Origin of the sequence: Aliirhizobium smilacinae, assembly GCF_006335145.1 — a bacterium.
In the GTDB taxonomy this organism is placed as follows: Bacteria; Pseudomonadota; Alphaproteobacteria; order Rhizobiales; family Rhizobiaceae; genus Neorhizobium; species Neorhizobium smilacinae.
The window spans coordinates 142,311-159,668 of the sequence record NZ_VDMN01000009.1 but is presented as its reverse complement, the minus strand read 5'-3'; the positions used below and the strand labels follow the sequence as shown (position 1 = coordinate 159,668).

Annotated in this window: 15 protein-coding genes and 1 pseudogene; 7 read left to right on the top strand and 9 right to left on the bottom strand. The window is 56.2% G+C overall.

Features of this window, described 5'->3' with window-relative positions; all coding sequences use genetic code 11:
* Positions 1 to 408: 408 nt before the first annotated feature.
* Entirely contained in the window at positions 409 to 612 is a 204-nt protein-coding gene (locus FHP24_RS26570; RefSeq protein ID WP_139679255.1) for a hypothetical protein, read from the bottom strand.
* 312 nt (positions 613 to 924) lie between these two features.
* Between FHP24_RS26570 and FHP24_RS26565 the strand changes: the two genes are divergently transcribed.
* The 4 genes from FHP24_RS26565 (at position 925) to dinB (ending at position 4,564) form a co-directional block, all read left to right on the top strand.
* Positions 925 to 1,146: a hypothetical protein gene (locus FHP24_RS26565; protein ID WP_139679254.1), complete on the top strand. Its 222-nt coding sequence runs from the start codon at positions 925 to 927 to the stop codon at positions 1,144 to 1,146.
* Between the two features lie 127 nt (positions 1,147 to 1,273).
* Positions 1,274 to 2,311 carry an IS110 family transposase gene (locus FHP24_RS26560; RefSeq protein ID WP_139679253.1) on the top strand — a complete coding sequence of 346 codons (1,038 nt, stop codon included), beginning with the start codon at positions 1,274 to 1,276 and terminating at the stop codon, positions 2,309 to 2,311.
* A 263-nt stretch (positions 2,312 to 2,574) separates the two neighbouring features.
* Positions 2,575 to 3,342 carry an SOS response-associated peptidase family protein gene (locus tag FHP24_RS26555; RefSeq protein ID WP_139679274.1) on the top strand — a complete coding sequence of 256 codons (768 nt, stop codon included), beginning with the start codon at positions 2,575 to 2,577 and terminating at the stop codon, positions 3,340 to 3,342.
* A gap of 121 nt (positions 3,343 to 3,463) precedes the next feature.
* Positions 3,464 to 4,564 carry a DNA polymerase IV gene (dinB, locus tag FHP24_RS26550; RefSeq protein ID WP_180356138.1) on the top strand — a complete coding sequence of 367 codons (1,101 nt, stop codon included), beginning with the start codon at positions 3,464 to 3,466 and terminating at the stop codon, positions 4,562 to 4,564.
* A gap of 269 nt (positions 4,565 to 4,833) precedes the next feature.
* Here the strand turns inward: dinB and FHP24_RS26545 are convergent, their stop codons facing one another.
* Complete coding sequence (locus tag FHP24_RS26545) at positions 4,834 to 5,802, bottom strand: 3'-5' exonuclease (protein WP_180356137.1); 969 nt, start codon at positions 5,800 to 5,802, stop codon at positions 4,834 to 4,836.
* A 214-nt stretch (positions 5,803 to 6,016) separates the two neighbouring features.
* On the opposite strand from FHP24_RS26545, the gene ku (FHP24_RS26540) reads away from it, so the two are divergent.
* Both ku (FHP24_RS26540) and ku (FHP24_RS26535) read left to right on the top strand, forming a co-directional pair.
* Positions 6,017 to 6,901, top strand: coding sequence for a non-homologous end joining protein Ku (gene ku, locus FHP24_RS26540; protein ID WP_139679252.1), 885 nt, complete (start codon positions 6,017 to 6,019; stop codon positions 6,899 to 6,901).
* 14 nt (positions 6,902 to 6,915) lie between these two features.
* The gene (gene ku, locus FHP24_RS26535) at positions 6,916 to 7,731 is read left to right on the top strand and encodes a non-homologous end joining protein Ku (protein WP_139679251.1); all 816 of its coding nucleotides are present in this window, start codon (positions 6,916 to 6,918) and stop codon (positions 7,729 to 7,731) included.
* 8 nt (positions 7,732 to 7,739) lie between these two features.
* Here the strand turns inward: ku (FHP24_RS26535) and ligD are convergent.
* The 3 genes and pseudogenes from ligD to FHP24_RS26515 form a co-directional block, all read right to left on the bottom strand.
* A pseudogene (gene ligD / locus FHP24_RS26530) lies at positions 7,740 to 10,364 on the bottom strand (DNA ligase D).
* Between the two features lie 566 nt (positions 10,365 to 10,930).
* On the bottom strand, positions 10,931 to 11,497 hold the full coding sequence (locus FHP24_RS26520) for a hypothetical protein (protein WP_139679249.1): 567 nt from the start codon (positions 11,495 to 11,497) through the stop codon (positions 10,931 to 10,933).
* A 357-nt stretch (positions 11,498 to 11,854) separates the two neighbouring features.
* Positions 11,855 to 12,097 (bottom strand): hypothetical protein, encoded by a 243-nt coding sequence (locus FHP24_RS26515; protein WP_139679248.1) that lies wholly within the window; start codon positions 12,095 to 12,097, stop codon positions 11,855 to 11,857.
* A gap of 423 nt (positions 12,098 to 12,520) precedes the next feature.
* On the opposite strand from FHP24_RS26515, the gene FHP24_RS26510 reads away from it, so the two are divergent.
* Positions 12,521 to 12,838: a hypothetical protein gene (locus FHP24_RS26510; protein WP_139679247.1), complete on the top strand. Its 318-nt coding sequence runs from the start codon at positions 12,521 to 12,523 to the stop codon at positions 12,836 to 12,838.
* A 369-nt stretch (positions 12,839 to 13,207) separates the two neighbouring features.
* Here the strand turns inward: FHP24_RS26510 and FHP24_RS26505 are convergent, their stop codons facing one another.
* From FHP24_RS26505 to FHP24_RS26490, 4 genes are all read right to left on the bottom strand, one after another.
* On the bottom strand, positions 13,208 to 14,677 hold the full coding sequence (locus FHP24_RS26505; protein ID WP_139679246.1) for a sensor domain-containing diguanylate cyclase: 1,470 nt from the start codon (positions 14,675 to 14,677) through the stop codon (positions 13,208 to 13,210).
* A gap of 193 nt (positions 14,678 to 14,870) precedes the next feature.
* A complete protein-coding gene (locus FHP24_RS26500; protein WP_139679245.1) occupies positions 14,871 to 15,470 on the bottom strand; it encodes a hypothetical protein in 600 nt (199 codons plus the stop codon).
* 132 nt (positions 15,471 to 15,602) lie between these two features.
* Positions 15,603 to 16,007: a SyrB-like regulator gene (locus FHP24_RS26495; protein WP_139679244.1), complete on the bottom strand. Its 405-nt coding sequence runs from the start codon at positions 16,005 to 16,007 to the stop codon at positions 15,603 to 15,605.
* A gap of 488 nt (positions 16,008 to 16,495) precedes the next feature.
* Positions 16,496 to 17,335 (bottom strand): transporter substrate-binding domain-containing protein, encoded by an 840-nt coding sequence (locus FHP24_RS26490; protein ID WP_139679243.1) that lies wholly within the window; start codon positions 17,333 to 17,335, stop codon positions 16,496 to 16,498.
* Between the last annotated feature and the right edge of the window lie 23 nt (positions 17,336 to 17,358).

Here is a 17,358-nt window from a genome sequence, read left to right as displayed (position 1 = left end):
TAGGCTGAATTCTGACCCGAGAGCTTCGGATAGGCGGGATTGGTGTTGGCCTTGTCGTGACAGGTCAGGCAGGCCGGGACCTTGTCAGTAGTGCGGCCCTGTTCTGCCAGCACACGGCCCTTTTCGATGAGACCAATCGATCTTGGTTGTAGTTGCGCGCCTCCATTTCAAGGCGTTTCGCTGGATCGCCAATATTCGGGAAGCAAGCTCGTGCTGATGGGGATTTGCGGACGGGCACCATCATAGTGTTAAGGTTTCTGTCTGCTCCCATGCAGCTAACAACATCTTCTTCGCGAGCACTGTCTCCGGGGATATGTTGGTGAGCAGGCGTATCTGAGACTTAGACGTGTTTCCGAATTTGTTCACAAGCCGAAGGGCATTGCGAATAATTCGCGCCCAAGTCGACATTCAGATGGTGATAGGCTCAAGGATCTGCCTCAGGTTCGCTGGCGTGCGGACGCCGAAGAGCCACCAGTTTATCAGGTCTCGCGCGACAGCCTGAGTTTGCGGATCCTTGGTGTCGAGCTTCTGTTCGCAGCACAGATCGTCAAGAACGCCGCGCAACATAGTCAGATCGTCGGAACCCAGCACATCGAATGATGAGAAAACCATGCTTTTTGCCCTAACCCGCCTTCTTTGTATCGAAGCCGGCGTAGCTGCATAGATGCTAAATCTAGCAATCATCATTTGTTTATGCTGCGTCGGACCAGTCAACGACACCGCTGTAAATGGCGATGGTAGCCGTGCCTGGCGCTGGAAAGACAAGCGGATAGCATGCAGGATCACATGCTGGCTGGTTCCTGGCGATCTTCAAGGGTGTGTTGCGTGTCACAAACGACAAACTTCGTTGCTGAACTGATCTAGGCCGCAAATTCGACCGCCGAGGTTACGCCATTTGAGCGCAGACGCCTGCTGAAGAGAGGTATGGCAATCGTTGGCGCGCAACAGGAACTCCTCGAACTCCGCGGCAACATCGTTCCGATCCGGCCGGGCTTCATGCAAGACATGGCCAAGCTGGCGGAGATCGCTGGCCGGGACGACGGTATCGTAGTCCTGATCGGGGCGGGCATGCTGATGTTGGCAGAGGAGATCCGACGGCTGCGGGTTCAACGCAATGCGGTCCAAGGTTTTACTTACGCCTATTGAAACGCCGCGGACATGCTGGTTCACTATCGGCAAAGAGGAGCCGACATGTGTTGGTGTGGACGGCTCTGAGACCTCGGAGATCCGTGGCATAATTGCCATGGATCTATGAGCGAGAGGAGCGCTTAGCATGAAGACCCTAATACGGATTGGAATGGACACATCGAAAAACGTGTTTCAGTTGCACGGCGTCGACCAAACTGAAGGTGTCGTACTACGCCGCCAGTTACGGCGTCGGGAAATGATCAAGTTCTTCGAGAACACGCCTCCCACTTTGATCGCTATAGAGGCCTGTGGCAGCTCGCATCACTGGGGACGTTTACTGAGTGCCTTCGGACACGAAGTGCGCCTTATCCCACCGCAATACGTCAAGCCGTACGTGAAACGAGGAAAGAATGATGCAGCGGATGCTGAAGCTCTATGCGAAGCGGTCAGCCGCCCGTCGATGCGGTTCGTTCCTATAAAATCGAAGGAGCAGCAGGCCGCTTGCATGTTGATGAGCGTTCGGGAACCGATGGTTGGCATGAAGACGCAGCTATCGAACGCGATCCGTAGCTATGCGGCTGAGTTCGGCATCATTGGGCCATCTGGTCGCCAAAACGTCAGCGCGTTGATCAGGCGGACACTTGAGGATGATACGCTTCCTCAGCTTGCGAGAGAGCTATTCAATCTTCAGGCGAAAGAATATCAGGCAGTGGAGGCTAGGCTTGAAGAGGTCGAAGCCAAGCTGATGAAGTGGCACCGAACCGATGATGTCAGTAGGCGGATTGCGACGATTCCAGGCATAGGACCGATTGGGTCAACGATGTTGAGCGTTAAGGCCCCTCCGGCCGAAAACTTCAGCTCGGGCCGCCACTTTGCCGCTTGGCTTGGTTTGACCCCTAAACACCACTCGACCGGTGGTCGGGTTAGATTGGGAGGCATCACCAAGGCAGGCGATCCGTCGATCCGATCAACGCTCATTGTCGGTGCAACCGCCCTACTAAGACATGTGAGGAAGGGACGAACGAAACCCTCACGGTGGCTCGCTGCAATGCTGGAGCGTAAGCCGCCGAAATTAGTCGCGGTCGCGCTGGCCAACAGGTTCGCCCGCATCGCTTGGCGACTGATGATCTCCGGCGGCGTTTATGATAGGCTGGAAGGTCCTGAACTATCCGCTGCGGTGTAGCCTGAACAATCCGGCCAACTTTCCAGAGCGAACGGCCGAGTAACCGAACTTGCAGGAACGAGTAGATGGAAACACCGATTGGTCGATACCCGCGACAGTCCGAAGGTTGCACTGGCGAAAAAACGTCGCGCATGTGTTTGGGGCGCGGGTAGCGAACACCATCTTGGCCAGCAGATTAAATCTGCATCAACAGGCCGGACATCTGATTGCAAGCAATCGCGTTGTCCGTATGCTCAGATCCTGACGAGGGAGGAGCCGTCCACATCTGCAACCTCTATCGCACGGAAGACAAGGATTGGGTTTCGCAATGGGCCAAGGACGCTGAGCGCCTTATCAACCCGATGGCGGCCTATCAGTTGAACCCGGATCAGATGGGGCCGATCCTGCGCAATACCGCTAACGGCAATAAGCAGCTTGTCCATGCTCGATGGGGACTGCCCTCGCCGCGTTACGCACGCGAAAAGGCGGCAAAGGCAAAGGCCGACAAACTCATTGCCAAAGGCAAGACTGCGGATCTCGAAGACCTTATCCGCATGGAGGCGGATCGCGGCACGACCAATGTGCGCAAGCTGACATTTCCGCACTGGAAGCGCTGGCTCGAACATCGATGCGTCGTCCCGGTCACCAGTTTTGCCGAGAAGGATCCGAAAAGCCAGGTGCCGGGCGGCAAGGTCCTAAATGCCTGGTTCGCCCGCGATGAGCAAACATCGCTGATGTTCTTTGCCGGCATCCATGTGCCGCATTGGCAAAGTGTGAGGAAGGTGAAGGACGGACCGACGACCGATGATCTCTATGGTTTCCTAACGACGGATTCGAACGAGTTGGTGAAACCGATCCACGAGAAAGCGATGCTGGTTCTTCTTCTTTCCCCAGAAGAGGTCGACGTCTGGATGCGGGCACCACGGAATGAGGCAAAGGCTCTTGCCCGGCCATTGCCGGACGATGCGCTTACCATCTCGTCCCGCGAGCCCTATGGTGCCTGGATTGTTGCGAAAGACGGCGAACCACTGCAGCAATCGCTACTATTGTGACATGCCGCCCGCGGATCGCATTCCCATTATTTGACTCTCTCCACAAATGTTCCTATTTTGTTCTTTTCGACATGGAAAGATATGAACATGAACTGCCTAGCTAGCCGCTGAAATCACATCGATGGATATCATAACCTCTCCGACCATCAGAAAGATCATCCATGTCGATATGGACGCCTTTTATGCGTCGGTGGAGCAGCGCGACAATCCAGAGCTTCGTGGCAAGCCGTTGGCGGTCGGGGGCGCTGCTGCACGCGGCGTGGTTGCAGCCGCCAGCTACGAAGCCCGAAAATTCGGAATTCATTCGGCCATGCCGTCGGTCACCGCTGCGCGCAAATGCCCTGAGTTGATTTTCGTAAAGCCACGCTTTGAGGTCTATCGGGCCGTTTCGCAGCAGATCCGCGAGATCTTCGCCGAATACACGCCGCTCATCGAACCGCTATCGCTCGATGAAGCTTATCTCGATGTGACCGAGAACCTGAAACATATGCCGATCGCCACAGAGATCGCACTGGAGATCCGCGCCAGGATCAAAGCGGTGACTGGGCTCAATGCATCTGCCGGCATCTCTTACAACAAATTCCTCGCCAAGATGGCGTCGGACCTCAACAAGCCGAACGGTCAGGCTGTCATCACGCCGAAGAACGGCGCCGCTTTCGTGGAGGGACTTGCCGTCAAGAAATTCCACGGCGTTGGCCCGGCCACGACGGAAAAGATGCACAAACTCGGGATCGAGACCGGCGCCGACCTGAAGGCTCAGTCGCTACAATTCCTCACCCAGCATTTCGGCAAGTCTGGTCCGTATTTCTACGGCATCGCTCGTGGCATTGATGATCGCCGGGTTAGGCCGGATCGCGTGCGGAAATCCGTCGGTGCCGAAGACACGTTCAGCCGAGATATCGACGACCTTGATCGTGCGATCCGTGAGCTGAAGCCACTTGCGGATAAGGTCTGGAACTATTGCGAAGCCAAGGGCATCACGGCCAAGACTGTCACCGTGAAGATCAAATATTCGGACTTCAGCCAGGCGACCCGAAGCCGGACCGCCGCCCTGCCGTTTTCTACGTGCCAAGACATTCTCGATGCCGCCTCAGGCCTTCTGGAAACGGTCTATCCGTTCAGGCGCTCGGTGCGATTGCTGGGCGTAACTCTGTCTTCGCTCACGAGTGACCAAGATGACGCTGGCAGCCAGGTTCAGCCGCAACTGGATTTCAGCATGTAAGTGAAACGAAAAAGCCTGCCGCGGGAGGAGGTGCGGCAGGCTTTTCGAATATAGCTGAACAGCGACTGGGAGGAAGAATGCCGCTGTTCCTTCAGGCTACCCTTGCGAGGAGGAGTGGGCCGCCTGAAATACGAAGCTCTGTGGGAGGAGGTACATCGCTTCGTTGAGATTGTTTATACAGCATCCCAGAGTTCCGGTTAGATAGCTTACAGCAACTCAGCTATGCGATAGATGCAAGTCGACCGAAGCGAATGCCTAATATTGTGCCATCAGGCTCGAAACCGGTCGAAGGCCGTCAGGAACTTGGTTGGCGGATCGGCTTCCGGATAACGATATATATCAGTCCGGAGATAGTGAAGTTCGTCGGCGAGATCGTGTTCATCGACCTCAATCCACCATGACTTTGGCCGGCCCTCACTCCCGTCCGACCACCGGTATCCGCGCGCCTTAAGGTGATCCTTCAGATCAAACGGGCTGTTTTCGGCAAAGATGCGGACACGGGATTTCTGGCTGTTGAGATAAAGCTCGGCAAAAGGCGTCGAGGCGGCAGGCCCCGTTTTTCGATCGAGGACCTCCAGCAAAGCGAAACAGTCGTCGACCGCTCTATGCCCATCGTGGAAATATCCGGCCTGACCGATGAGATAACCCAGCTTGGTACCCTCAAAGCCACGTGCCGACCAGTCGATCTCCGAGTTCGAACATGCCCAGGCCTTGTCCGAGAACGCTGATGAGAAAGCTTCACAGAAGGGGCGGTCGAAACCGGCATTGTGGGCGATGATGAGATCAGCAGGTGCGACCATGGCTCGCACGGCCTGCATGTCGATCAACTGCCCTGAAACCATCTCGTCCGTGATGCCGGTCAGCTTGGTGATTTCAGGCGGTATTGTTTTGCCGGGCTGCTGCAGGCCGCCATACACACCTGTTACGTCGCCTATCCCTCCCCGCTCGTCGAACGTAAAGGCGATCAGGCCTATTTCTATGATGTCCTCGTTGCGATGATTGAGACCCGTGGTCTCGGTGTCCAGGATGACTCCCTTCAGAGAGAACTCGGGGCGAGGAAAGGCCACGACTTCGAGAGGCTCAATTTTCCGCAAGACACGATAGCGACCGGACGCTGACAGATGCGCGACCATTTCGGCCTCCGTCATCTGTCGTCCCGCCGGCCGTTCACCCCGCGGCCGGGGTGAAACCTCACCTATAGGCAGATCGTCGGAAAACATATCGAACTGGGTGGGCAAATCTGACCGTCCTATCGCAGAGCACATTCGGTGCTACCACGATGAGCGATTGCAGTCATCCAATGGCCTTGGCTCATGACAACGATCGAACCTCTGTCCCACGTATTTAATCAGAACCACGGGATCAGTACCCTCGCTCCCAACGACAAAGCAACCGGAACGATTCAGCGCTTGTCCTGTTAATGGGCAACGGCTGTATCGGAGACAAAGGGACATGACATCGCCACGCGCCAACTGGAAAGGTCACCTCAGGCTTGGCGAAATCACCTGTCCTGTAGCACTCTACACGGCTGCCTCGTCCTCCGAGCGGATCAGTTTTAACATCCTCAACCGCAAGACTGGCAATCGGGTGCGTCGCGAATTCGTCGATAGCGAGACCGGAGATGTCGTCGAACACGACGATCAGGTCAAGGGCTATGAAACCAGCAATGGCCGCTATGTCGTACTGGAGCCGGACGAGATCTCCGCTGCAGTGCCCGCCAGCGACAAGACCTTGGCGATAACGGCGTTCATCCCGTGCGACGAGATCGATGATGTCTATTTCGACAAGCCCTACTATCTGGCGCCACAGGAAATGGGAGAAGAGGTCTTCGCTTTGCTCCGTGACGGAATGAAAGAGACCCAGGTGGCGGCGATTGCCAGCACGGTGCTTTTCCGCCGGCTTCGAACGGTGTTGATCCGACCCCATGGCGATGGCCTGATCGGAACCACCTTAAATTTCGATTACGAGGTGCGACCGGCAGACGAGGTCTTCGCGGACGTGGCGGACATCAATATCGACAAGGAAATGCTCGACCTGGCCGCTCATATCATCGCTACGAAGAAGGGCTCTTACGACCCGTCAAATTTCGATGATCGTTACGAGGAAGCTCTCGCCGAGTTGGTGAAGGCGAAGATCGAGGGCAAACCGTTCAAAAAGATTCAAGCACCAAAGGCATCGAAGCCGAGCGATCTCCTCCAGGCATTGCGGGACAGCGCCGGCGCGGCCCAGAAAAAGCCGACCAAGCGGAAATCCGCCAACTCCAACACCACCCGGAAGACAGCGACCAAGAGCGGCAAGTCCAAATCCGCCGGATCGTCTCGTCGCAAAGCCGGATAAGGAGCTGAACCGCGATGCCACTGCGTCCCTACTGGAAAGGCTATCTCAAGCTATCGCTCGTTACCTGTTCGGTGGAAATGACACCGGCAACCTCCGATAGTGAGAAGATCAAGTTCCATACGCTGAACCGCGCGACGAACAATCGTGTCTTGAGCCAATACGTGGACTCGGTCACGGGCAAAGCTGTTCGCGAGCCGGATGAGGTGAAGGGCTACCAGCGGGCCGAAGACGATTACGTCATGCTGGAGGACGACGATCTCGAGCATGTCGCGCTGGAGAGCACGAAGACGATCGACATCTCCATTTTCACGCCCCGCGATGAAATCGACTGGATCTGGCTCGACAAGCCCTATTATCTGACGCCAAACGACAAAGTGAGCGAAGAAGCGTTTGCCGTCATCCGTGCTGCAATGGATGCAAAAAAAATGGTCGGAGTTTCCCGGCTCGTCCTCGGCCGCCGCGAGCGGGCCGTGATGCTTGATCCACGAGGCAAAGGCATTGTCCTATGGACGCTTCGCTATGGCGATGAGGTGCGCGACGCAAAAGATTATTTCGATGGTGTGAGCAAGGCAAAGCCGGACAAGGACGCGCTGCCGCTCATTCGCAAGCTGATCAAGAAACAGACCCGCCATTGGGATGCCGAGATGGTCTCGGACCCCGTTCAGGAAAACCTTCTTGACATCATCAAATCAAAAAAGAAGCACCGAAAGCCCACGGCGGCAAAAACGTCCGAGCCTGGAAAGGCTGAAAAACCGAGCAACGTCATCGATATCATGGACGCCCTCAGAAAGTCAGTCGAAGCTGACAATCGCCGGTCGAAGAAAAAGTAACTGGCAAATCAGGCTTTCCCGTCGAGCCGCTTGATCGCTTGTGCGAGCGAGCGCTTGGATTGATCATAGTCTTTCCAGGCGTCGCTCTTGCTCAGAATGGCCGGAACGGTGAGGATGGTGAACCGCTTGGGATCGAGGTCCGATTTTACTTGGACCCAGGTGAGATACAGTTGCCCCCGGTCGGGCTCGTGCTGACAGTGGCGCGACCGCCGTCGCCATTCGATCGTTGCGCAGATAGTCGAGAAAGATCCGCCCTCCTCTGAGCTTCTTTGCCATCTTCGTCAGATAGAGATCCGGCTGATCCTCAGCCATCTGCTGGCAGGCGCGATAGGCGAAATCCTTCTCTTCCTCCCAACCGACAGATTTGCCTCTGCCGGCATCAAGCGGGGTGACAACATGAAGCCCCTTGCCACCGGTCGTCTTGCAAAAGCTGACGAGACCCAGATCATCCAGTCGATCGCGCAATTCACGGGCGGTGTCGACAACCATGGAGAAAGCCACATCGGCGCCGGGATCAAGATCGAAGACCAGACGGCCGGGCACATCCGGCTTGCCCGGCTGACAGTTCCACGGATGGAGTTCGACGGCAGCCACCTGCGCCAGCGCTGCAAGGCCTTCGACCCGATCGACCTGCAGGTAAGGCTTCTTGTCGTCGGGAACCTCGATGAGCTCCAGCAGGTTGGAAGTGCCGGTCATGGCGTGGCGCTGGAAAAACTGCTCTTTGTCGATCCCGTCAGGCGCCCTGACAACGGAACATGGCCGGCCGCGCAGATGGTCGATCATCCACGCCCCGATGGCCTCATAATAGAGTGCCAAGTTCTGCTTGGTGACTGGCGGATCCTCATCCGGCCAGAGCGGTTTGTCCGGGTTCGAGATCAGCACGCCCATCACCTCGGCCTTCGCACTTTTCCGACCGTACACCTTTGTCGTGGCCTTGCCATTGCGCTCGGCAATCGGTGTGGCCCGCGCTTGAGGTGCGGGCTCTTCGGCCGTAACCTCGCTCGCCGGCTTGTCTTCCCGCAAGCCCTTGAAGGCGGCCTGCCGCACCTGCCCGTCGGCCGTCCAGCCGGCGAATTCAATTTCGGCAACCCGATCCGGTTTTACCCAATGTATACCTTCCTCTTTCTTGGGAGCGCCAATCCCGGTGAACGGGGACCGTGCGGTTTTCAGTGGCTTCAAGGTGTCGAGCAACATTCTGGCCCGGCCATTGCCGAAGCTGGTCCCGACCCGCCCGACATAGACGAAGTGCTTGCCGCGATAGACGCCCGCCAGCAGGGAGCGGAACTGACTGCCATTTGTGGTGTAGCCACCGATCACCACTTCATACCCTGCCCGGCATTTGGACTTGATCCAGCTATCGCTTCTGCCTGATCGATAAGGCGCGTCAACTCTCTTCGATACTATGCCTTCGAGTGACAGCCGGCAGGCCGAACGAAGCACCGCGTCTCCTCCCGTCTCGAAATGCTCGACAAAGCGGACACGTGGACCGGGCTTGGCATCGGCCAGCAGAGCGTCCAGCCGGGACTTGCGCTCATCCAGCCGCATGTCACGCAGATCCTCGCTGTCAGCAAAAAGCAAATCGAATGCGAAATAGACGAGATCGTCGGTCCTGCCCTCCGACAAGGCTGCCTGGAGTGCCGCGAAGTCCGGGGCGCCGCTGTCATCGAGCGCGCAGATCTCGCCATCGATGATTGCATCCGGCAGCACCTGCGCGTCCTTAGCGATCGCACTAAAACGCTTCGTCCAGTCCAGGCCCTTACGCGTCTTCAGTTGAACCCTGCCTGCCTCGATGCGCATCTGTATGCGGTAGCCGTCGAATTTGATCTCATGCAACCAACTGGCTACCGAGGGTGGCCGATCCTGGGATTTGCAGAGTTGCGGCGGGATGAATGCCGGCATTGAAGCCTTGCTTGCGCGCCTGTCTGGATTCGATGCGGGTAGTTTCCGGTCGCTCCTTTCCTCTGCGGCAAAACCAATACTGCTATCCCAGACGGCGTCAGCGTCGACAGCTGCCTCGCTCAGCATAAATGGCTTCGGCTTGCGCCCCTTGCCCGACGTGATTGCTGCCATGTCGCGGCCGGAGGCGACCGATGTTTTCTCCCGATTGAGGATCGCTCCACCACTGCTGCTGACGGCATGATCGTCGCGATGCTTGATCAGCAGCCAGTTGGTACGTTTGCCGCCATCGCGATCCTTCTTCATCCGCACCAGCACGAAGCTGCCTTTTAAGCGATCGCCATGGAGAACAAACTTGAGATCGCCTTTCTTCATGGCCGCCTCGGGCGATATGTCGCCTTCGGGTTCCCAGTAACCGCGATCCCAAAGCATGACGGTGCCTCCGCCATATTCGCCCTTCGGGATCGTGCCTTCAAAGTCACCGTAGTCGAGGGGATGGTCTTCGACCTCGACCGCCAACCGCTTGTCGGCCGGATCGAGCGATGGGCCGCGAGTGACGGCCCGGGATTTGAAGACGCCATCAAGCTCCAGTCGCAAATCGTAGTGGAGGCGAGTGGCATCATGCTTCTGGATAACGAACCGAAGGCGCTTCGATAGCCGAACCTCGACGTCGCCGGAGGTTCTCCGGTTTTCTTGAAATCGCGCTTGGCTTGATAGGCAGGAACCTTGCTAGGCATCACGCGTCACCGGCCAGTGCCGCTGTTTTGAACCGACTGCATATCCGATCTCAGGATAAACCGGTCCACGAGCGCTCTTACCGTCTCTTCTTGTCCCAAGTCATCGATCACGGGGATAGGATCGGATGCAATGGCTTCCAGAACCTCTGGCCCGGCCCCCGCTTGGGACGCATCGAGAAGAGCTTCACGCGTCTCCCTTTCAGATTTCAGCTTGAGATAAAGCGCATGAATTATCTGATCTCGAATACGGAGATCAGTTTTAAAATGTTCGTTGTTGTTATGTGGCGCTCTCATATCTGAACAAGGCGCTGGCTGACGACGGGTTCACGATCGATTGAAAAAATCTGGCGAGCAGGCATGCAGTATCGAGGGCGGAAGCTTCAGGGTAGTCCGTGAAAGATTTGTCTTGGCCCTACCTTGGCGACAGCAGCAACCGCTAATAGGGGCGCTTCGGCGCCCCAAAATGTGATCCGGGGGAAAATGCAGTCGAGATTCGGCTGATGGGCGCCGAAACCCAGGGCAGTGTGGTCACGCGACGGTAAGGCGGTTGATCCATATCTGTCATTTTATGCCTCAAACCGCTGCAGCATTGCTCGCATCAGCTCGTTTTCCGACCGGAGCTTTTCCGCTAGAAGCTGTTTGAGCCGCTGATTTTCCATTTGGAGGACAGTGAGGATGTCATAGTGGTCGAATGATGAAGTAGGCCCCAGTATTTCTGCCGCCGCGAAGGTCTCGGGTGCCTGAATTTTCCTCGCCTTGCGAACCAATGCAGTTTCTCGTGGATTTTTATTTTTAGACTCACACGTAGTCGGCAAAACAATCAGCGTTTCGGCGTCGTCGACCGGTAACGCCCACATCGGCAAATCCATCGTCGTAATTTCGGCTTCAGGTGGTTTGCCAGGCGCCGGCAAATGGTCATCGGTTCTACCGACGATTTTCTCTTGCTGCGGGTCGCTTCTACCAGCACATTCCGGTTCGATGTCCGCATGTGGCATGTCATCGGCAACAGCTTGCGCAAGCGCCTTGAAGTTCGTGTCGCCCCATATAGACTTCCCCTCCACCTTCGGACGGCGGTCTCTCGACTTGTATTCGACAACGAAATTGCGCTGTGCTCGATTGATGGTGTTTTTCAAGTTACTTTCCTGCGTCTGACGAGACGTCAAGCGCGCCGTAAAGAGCGCTTCCACGATACGCGTGTTTGACAATGTTAACACAGGATAGCCGAAATCAACGGCTGCTCAACCTTGGCTGAGGCGAATTTCCGTAGGTGATGCCTGTGTCACAATTGTGACCCTACGATAGAGCGAAGGAAGCTGCCAATCGTCGGTTTATCTCCTGCCTGTCCGGCATCGGGCCGTACCGTCCAGTTCGCCACCGAGCTTGACGCCAAGCGCAAGTGACCTCGGGATGGCGACGATGAACTGGCATCGACGTTATTTCTGATGCAGAACCGGAGGCTGCATTAGCGGTAGACCGGAGTCTATCGACAATCAGGAAGCGTCGGGCTCCGATCGTACTTGCACTTTTGAAAAACGGCCCCGGCGCTCGGCTTCCCGAAGCGCGAGTATATCGAGATAGGAGTCGCGCATCGTCTTCATTTCAATCTCGCCGCGTATCCACTCCTCCAGCAAAGCAACGACAGCGGGATCTTCATCGATAGGCTCGCCTCGAGCCGCCGCACGATCGATTGCGCGTTTTGCGATAGCTCTGCGGGCTTCGGGACTGATGGCCATGTCATCTCACTCAACACGTTGGATAGCGGCGCGGTCTATCAGCCGAAACCTTCCATCGCGACATGAAATTGTCATCCGTCAACAATATCTCCAGAAGCATCCCTGTTCACAATTGTCCTGTCCGCGGGATTTCGCCGTGGTATTTGGCGATACCCGGGAGCAAAAAAAGCACTCCCATCTGGGTCGAGCACCCTTTTTGCTTCATTCGCCACGGATTGAGAATTGCAAAATGAGGGCCTGAGCTTGGATGGCGTTGAGAAGAAGATTGGATCGTAGCGTCTTCATTGACCTGAATCGGACTTAGTAGTTTGAGGCAACAGCGAGGACGCATTATTTTTATCGTCCGTCGCTCTGATTGGCCCGCCTGTGCCTTGACCAAGACACTTTGACAATGAAATGCATGACGGAAAAAGCTCGGAACCCATGCCATTTTATCTTGTCACACAGACCTCCCTCGTCGAAGCCGACGATGTACAGGCCGCCGCCCAGAAAGCGGTGGATAAGATCCGTGCCGGCGGGCGGCTCACAGTCGGCGTAAAATCAGATGAAAGGACGGTGACCCATGTCGCCGTCGCGGCGGCGATCGCGACCCAAATCGAGGTTGCGAGGATCCCCCCCGTATTCGATGAGGTGATGCAGCCAGTGTCTGAAGACGTGGCATTGTCGATTGATACAAGCCAGCCGTCTCTATTGGGACGGATCATCCGGAATGCTCGCTTGCTTGTGACAGGTCGCGGATAGAACGAAAAAGGCGACAGAGAAAGAGCGCCTTGTGGAAGGCGCAGATTGCCGAACGATTTTGCCGGGTGCAGTCGGTCCCGGCTTCTGCTCTGCCAAAGCCTCCTGCGCCTACCTTTGTCGGGAAAAATCGTGTCGAGTATTCCCTCGTTCCCGCCCCTTGGGCGTCGCTATGCTGAACACTTCGACACTCTTCTCGGGGTACTTCCGGATCTCGGACTTGCGCCGGTCGATCCGGTGGCTGGCGAGGTTTGGATCGCCGTCCAGTATCTGCGAAAAGATCATCCTCATCGGACAATTTCTTAGATCTTCTCTGACGCGGCCCGAAGGATAATTTGTCGCGGTCGAACGAGGTCCCTTCCGGCAACCGGATTAGCGTGGGCGCGCCCTATTGCGCAATTCCTCGCCCGATATATCTGAGTTGGCGTAATGTGCCTTCTTATGGTCGTACATCAATGCGTCTGCGCGTCTGACCACCGCTTCCATCGTTTCTCCCGCTTCGCTGGTCGCGACGCCATAGGACATACTGAGCGGTGCGTTGGAATAAAACTGGTTGTTGATCTTCAATAGCTCCGTGATGGTTTCTATCATCGTGCCGGCAGCCTTGGCATCGGCACCTGGGAGGAGCACTGCAAATTCGTCGCCACCGATCCGGCAGGCGTGGTTTGGTGCCGAGACGGCGCCGTTGAGAATTTCACCGAAGCGCCGAAGCAGTCCATCGCCGGCGTCATGGCCAAGCTGATCGTTGGCCTCCTTCAGGCCATTGAGATCGATGACGATTGCCGACACGGGCCGCAGCGACTTGCGCTCCAGCCGGTTCATCTCGTCGGCATAGAAAGCACGATTATACAGCTTGGTCAGGACATCGTGTTTGCCGAGATATTCGAGATAGGCTTCTGCCTTCTTACGTGCCGTGATGTCGGCTAGCGCCACCTGGACGCGCGACCAGTCCTTCTCGTGGCCTGGAAAAACGGAAAAATGCAGGAGAATATGGCGCACCGATCCGTCCAGCGCGTAGTTGATGACTTCACGATGGTGGAAGAGATTGCCGTTCCACAGTTCCATCAGCTGTTCGCGGAACGGCTTTTCCATGTCATCACGAAAGACCTCGCCCAGACGCTGCAGCAGATCGGTGCGATCCTTCGCGCAGAAAAGATCCAGCGTTGCCTGGTTGACGTCGATGACACCGATCTCGCTCATGCATTGATGCACGAATTCCGGGTGCACATCCATGAACGTCCGGAAGTCGGTAATACCACGGTCGCGAATATCCTCAGTAAGGGCACGGATCCGGCTGAAGTCTTCGATCCACAGTGACACGGGCGAATGCTCAAACACGCCCTCCGCCTGTAGGCGCTGCTCGGCCTCTGCGCGTCTTGCGTCCTCGCGAGCCGTGATATCCTCGGTCGTGAGCAACAGCTTGTCGAGAGCTTCCTCGTGGCCAGGAAGGACGGCGCCACGCAACTGGATATCAAGCCGCCGGCCCGAGATCGTGTAGTTCACCGTCGTGCTGGAGAAAGTCCTCTCTCCTTCGAACAGCGCAGCCAGTTCGTTGATATGGGTGTCCAGCATATCGTCCCGAAAAACCGAGGCGATGTTTGATCTCAGATGCTCCAGGCTGTCAGCTTCAAACAGTTCGAGCGTCTTGGCGTTCACGTCGAGGATCCGGATCCTGGTCGAGCATGCAACGATGCGATCGCGATCCTGCGCCAGGAAGGACCTGATGTCGGTGACGCCCTCTGCGCGCCATTGATCGAACAGCGTATTCACCTCGCTGAAATCTTCGATCCACATGGCGATTGGCGCGAGATTGAAAATATCGGAATCAAATGTCGTGGTCATTCAAAATTGCCCGAAAACTATGGAAATTGCGCAGCGGATAGACACTTGGTTCGGACCCTATGGCCAATAAGTAAACCGCTTATTGCCTTGTCGATCAGGAATGGACGGACGAAACGGAGCGAGTGCTCCTCGTGCTGTTTGCCTCCGTACCATCCCCGGCATTCGGGCTCTCCGAGACTTTAGCGCTTTCCGGTTAGTTTCTCTCAAACCTTTCGAGCATCTTGCGCAATAGGGCATTCTGCTCGGCTAGCTTTATCGAAAGCTGCCGACGTAAAATCTCTACCTCTGTGTCGAGCGCTGTCATTTCCTCGACTATTGTCTTCGGTTTGCCCCCTGGAGCTGCTGCGTCCGCATCCGCCTTGCTGACTTCAATTTCATTCGAATCGGGTGAGTTGGCTTTTTTCGGTCTTGCTACCTTTCGAGGAGTTACGAGACGATCGGGATTATCCTGTAGGGCAACATGAGAAACGTTGACACTCTCGACCGCCGCGGGTGTTAAGACCGCGTCATCGGCTGCGACAGAGGGAGCTGTCGCGGTCAGCGCACGGCCGGTTTGTCCTGTTTCTGTCGGGGTCTCTGGGATTAGATCTGGCGCCGAGGTGGGAGCTTCTGCTTCGTTCGGTTGCCCGACCTCAACGGCATGTTCAGAAGACGCAGATTCAAATGTCTCTTCAACAGCTGGTCGATACTCAAGAGCCGGTGTCTCTGTCGCGTGCGGGCGATTGTCGTCGGTTACGTGCGCTTTCGGCTTACGTGATACCAGGTCAGCTACAAATCTCCATGGTGTTCTCATCGCATTCTAACCTTGGCATGGCTGCAGCGTCGCGTTGCAGCGGATCGGATTGACCGGGCCTGATTACAGGCCCGGCGAACTTGCATCGGGATGTAGGGCTTTCGTGATAGATCGAAACCCTGACGCCCGCTATCAACCCTGACCGAGGCGCTTGCGCAGATCGGCATTTTCCGCGCGCAGCTTTTCGGAAAGCTGTTTGCGTAGTTGTTTGTTTTCTTCCTCGAGCTTGATCAGATCGCCGATATCGTCGCCGGCAGTGACCGGTGCAGATGCAGCCTTTGTGGCGCGTGGCACGCGGATAGCCGCCTTAGGCTCTGCAACACTCTTTTCTGCCTTGGCGGCAACCTGTTTGGAGCCACGCTTGGCGCGGGTCTTCTTGGCCGGCGTTTCCGGCGCCGCGGCGGACACGTCAGCGGTAGCTGCTTCTGCGACGGCCTTCGGGCGGCGCGGTGCACGCACCTTCTTTGCAGCAGGGGCTGCAGCAGGCGTATCGGTCGTGACGCCGTTTGGGTTTGCGGTAGTCGTTTCGTCGGCCATCAGTGTTCTCCTCTGTCAGGCGCAAAAGCATTTGTTTCGCCATTACGAGATGTCAATCCGTAAGACCAGCCTTTTCGTCTATTTGAGCCTGCGAAACGGCACCATGTGCAGATAACTATGCCGAGCGTCACCGCTTCGGTAGATATGCAAACTTGAAGTGGCAATGTCCAATCTGCCAGCAACGGCGAAGTTCCATCCACCTAACCTTCGGTAGACCTACCTCGCTTGATGAATCGAGCGGTGATTTTGAGTGGCCAGCGTTCTTCGCCAACCGACAAATTTAGAAGTTCCCGCCAGTCAAATCGTTCTGGGCTAAAATGCAACATTTGCTGAAGTAGAAAGGGAACGCGCTCTGGAGCTTATGTGGTCCTGAGCCACCCGGAATTGACGTCGAGAGGGCTCCGCCATCGGTGGAGCCCTCCTTCGAGTTTAACGCCAAAGGATCAGATCGGGATCAGGGAGTCATATTTTATACCGATGTCGCCAGGTTATTGCGATACGAGATCAGCTCCAAACCATTGAAGACTAATCTGCCTCAATGTTCCGTCGAGGGAAATGGATACAAGTGCATCATCAAATCTAGCAGCAAGCTCGTCGTCGGTTTTTCGCAAGCCGATACCGATACCGGGGCCAAAGAGGCCGCCTGACAGACGAGGTCCGTAAAGCTCAACCGCAGCACCATCCGCCGTATCTAGAAAGCTCTTCCATACCGAGAAATCGGCCAGTCCGGCGTCTATGCGGCCTGCTACGAGATCGAGATTAAGATTATCCTGCTTGTCGTAAATACGGATCTCGACGGCCTCACCGAAATACTCGTGGACGAACGCTTCGGCGTTGGTCGAGCCCTGCACGCCGATCACCTTGCCCCGCAGATGTGTTTTTAGTGTCCGTAGTAACGCATTGTTCTCTTCTGAATTGGCCGAAAGATCGATCTTTGTATCAGAACCGAGCGGTGCAATATCGCTGGACCGAGCGACGACGAAATAGTTGGACGTCAGGGCATAAGGCCGCGAAAACGCGATGACTTGCCTCCGCTTTTCGGTGATCGACATGCCCGCCATGATAGCGTCGAACTTCCCCACTGTCAGCGCCGGAATAATTCCGTCCCAAGCTTGAGTAACGAAATCACACTTGAGCCTGGCGCGCTCGCAGACTGCTTTGCCGACATCGATATCGAAGCCGATTGCCTGGCCGGAATTATCGACCGCGTTCCAGGGCGGGAATGCGCCCTCGGTCGCGATCCTAACATGCCTTTCCTGCTGCGCATTCGCCTGCGACGCAACCGTTGGAATCAAGGACAGCAGAATTACGATGATGTATCTTCTCATGATATTCCCCTTCTTGTTGGTTT

Excerpts from the sequence above, each read along its gene's own strand:
- dinB (WP_180356138.1), top strand. The coding sequence starts at position 3,464 with ATGGATATCATAACCTCTCCGACCATCAGAAAGATCATCCATGTCGAT.
- FHP24_RS26565 (WP_139679254.1), top strand. The coding sequence starts at position 925 with ATGGCAATCGTTGGCGCGCAACAGGAACTCCTCGAACTCCGCGGCAAC.
- FHP24_RS26510 (WP_139679247.1), top strand. The coding sequence starts at position 12,521 with ATGCCATTTTATCTTGTCACACAGACCTCCCTCGTCGAAGCCGACGAT.
- ku (WP_139679251.1), top strand. The coding sequence starts at position 6,916 with ATGCCACTGCGTCCCTACTGGAAAGGCTATCTCAAGCTATCGCTCGTT.
- FHP24_RS26500 (WP_139679245.1), bottom strand. The coding sequence starts at position 15,470 with ATGAGAACACCATGGAGATTTGTAGCTGACCTGGTATCACGTAAGCCG.
- FHP24_RS26505 (WP_139679246.1), bottom strand. The coding sequence starts at position 14,677 with ATGACCACGACATTTGATTCCGATATTTTCAATCTCGCGCCAATCGCC.
- FHP24_RS26570 (WP_139679255.1), bottom strand. The coding sequence starts at position 612 with ATGGTTTTCTCATCATTCGATGTGCTGGGTTCCGACGATCTGACTATG.
- FHP24_RS26495 (WP_139679244.1), bottom strand. The coding sequence starts at position 16,007 with ATGGCCGACGAAACGACTACCGCAAACCCAAACGGCGTCACGACCGAT.
- ku (WP_139679252.1), top strand. The coding sequence starts at position 6,017 with ATGACATCGCCACGCGCCAACTGGAAAGGTCACCTCAGGCTTGGCGAA.
- FHP24_RS26490 (WP_139679243.1), bottom strand. The coding sequence starts at position 17,335 with ATGAGAAGATACATCATCGTAATTCTGCTGTCCTTGATTCCAACGGTT.
- FHP24_RS26560 (WP_139679253.1), top strand. The coding sequence starts at position 1,274 with ATGAAGACCCTAATACGGATTGGAATGGACACATCGAAAAACGTGTTT.
- FHP24_RS26515 (WP_139679248.1), bottom strand. The coding sequence starts at position 12,097 with ATGGCCATCAGTCCCGAAGCCCGCAGAGCTATCGCAAAACGCGCAATC.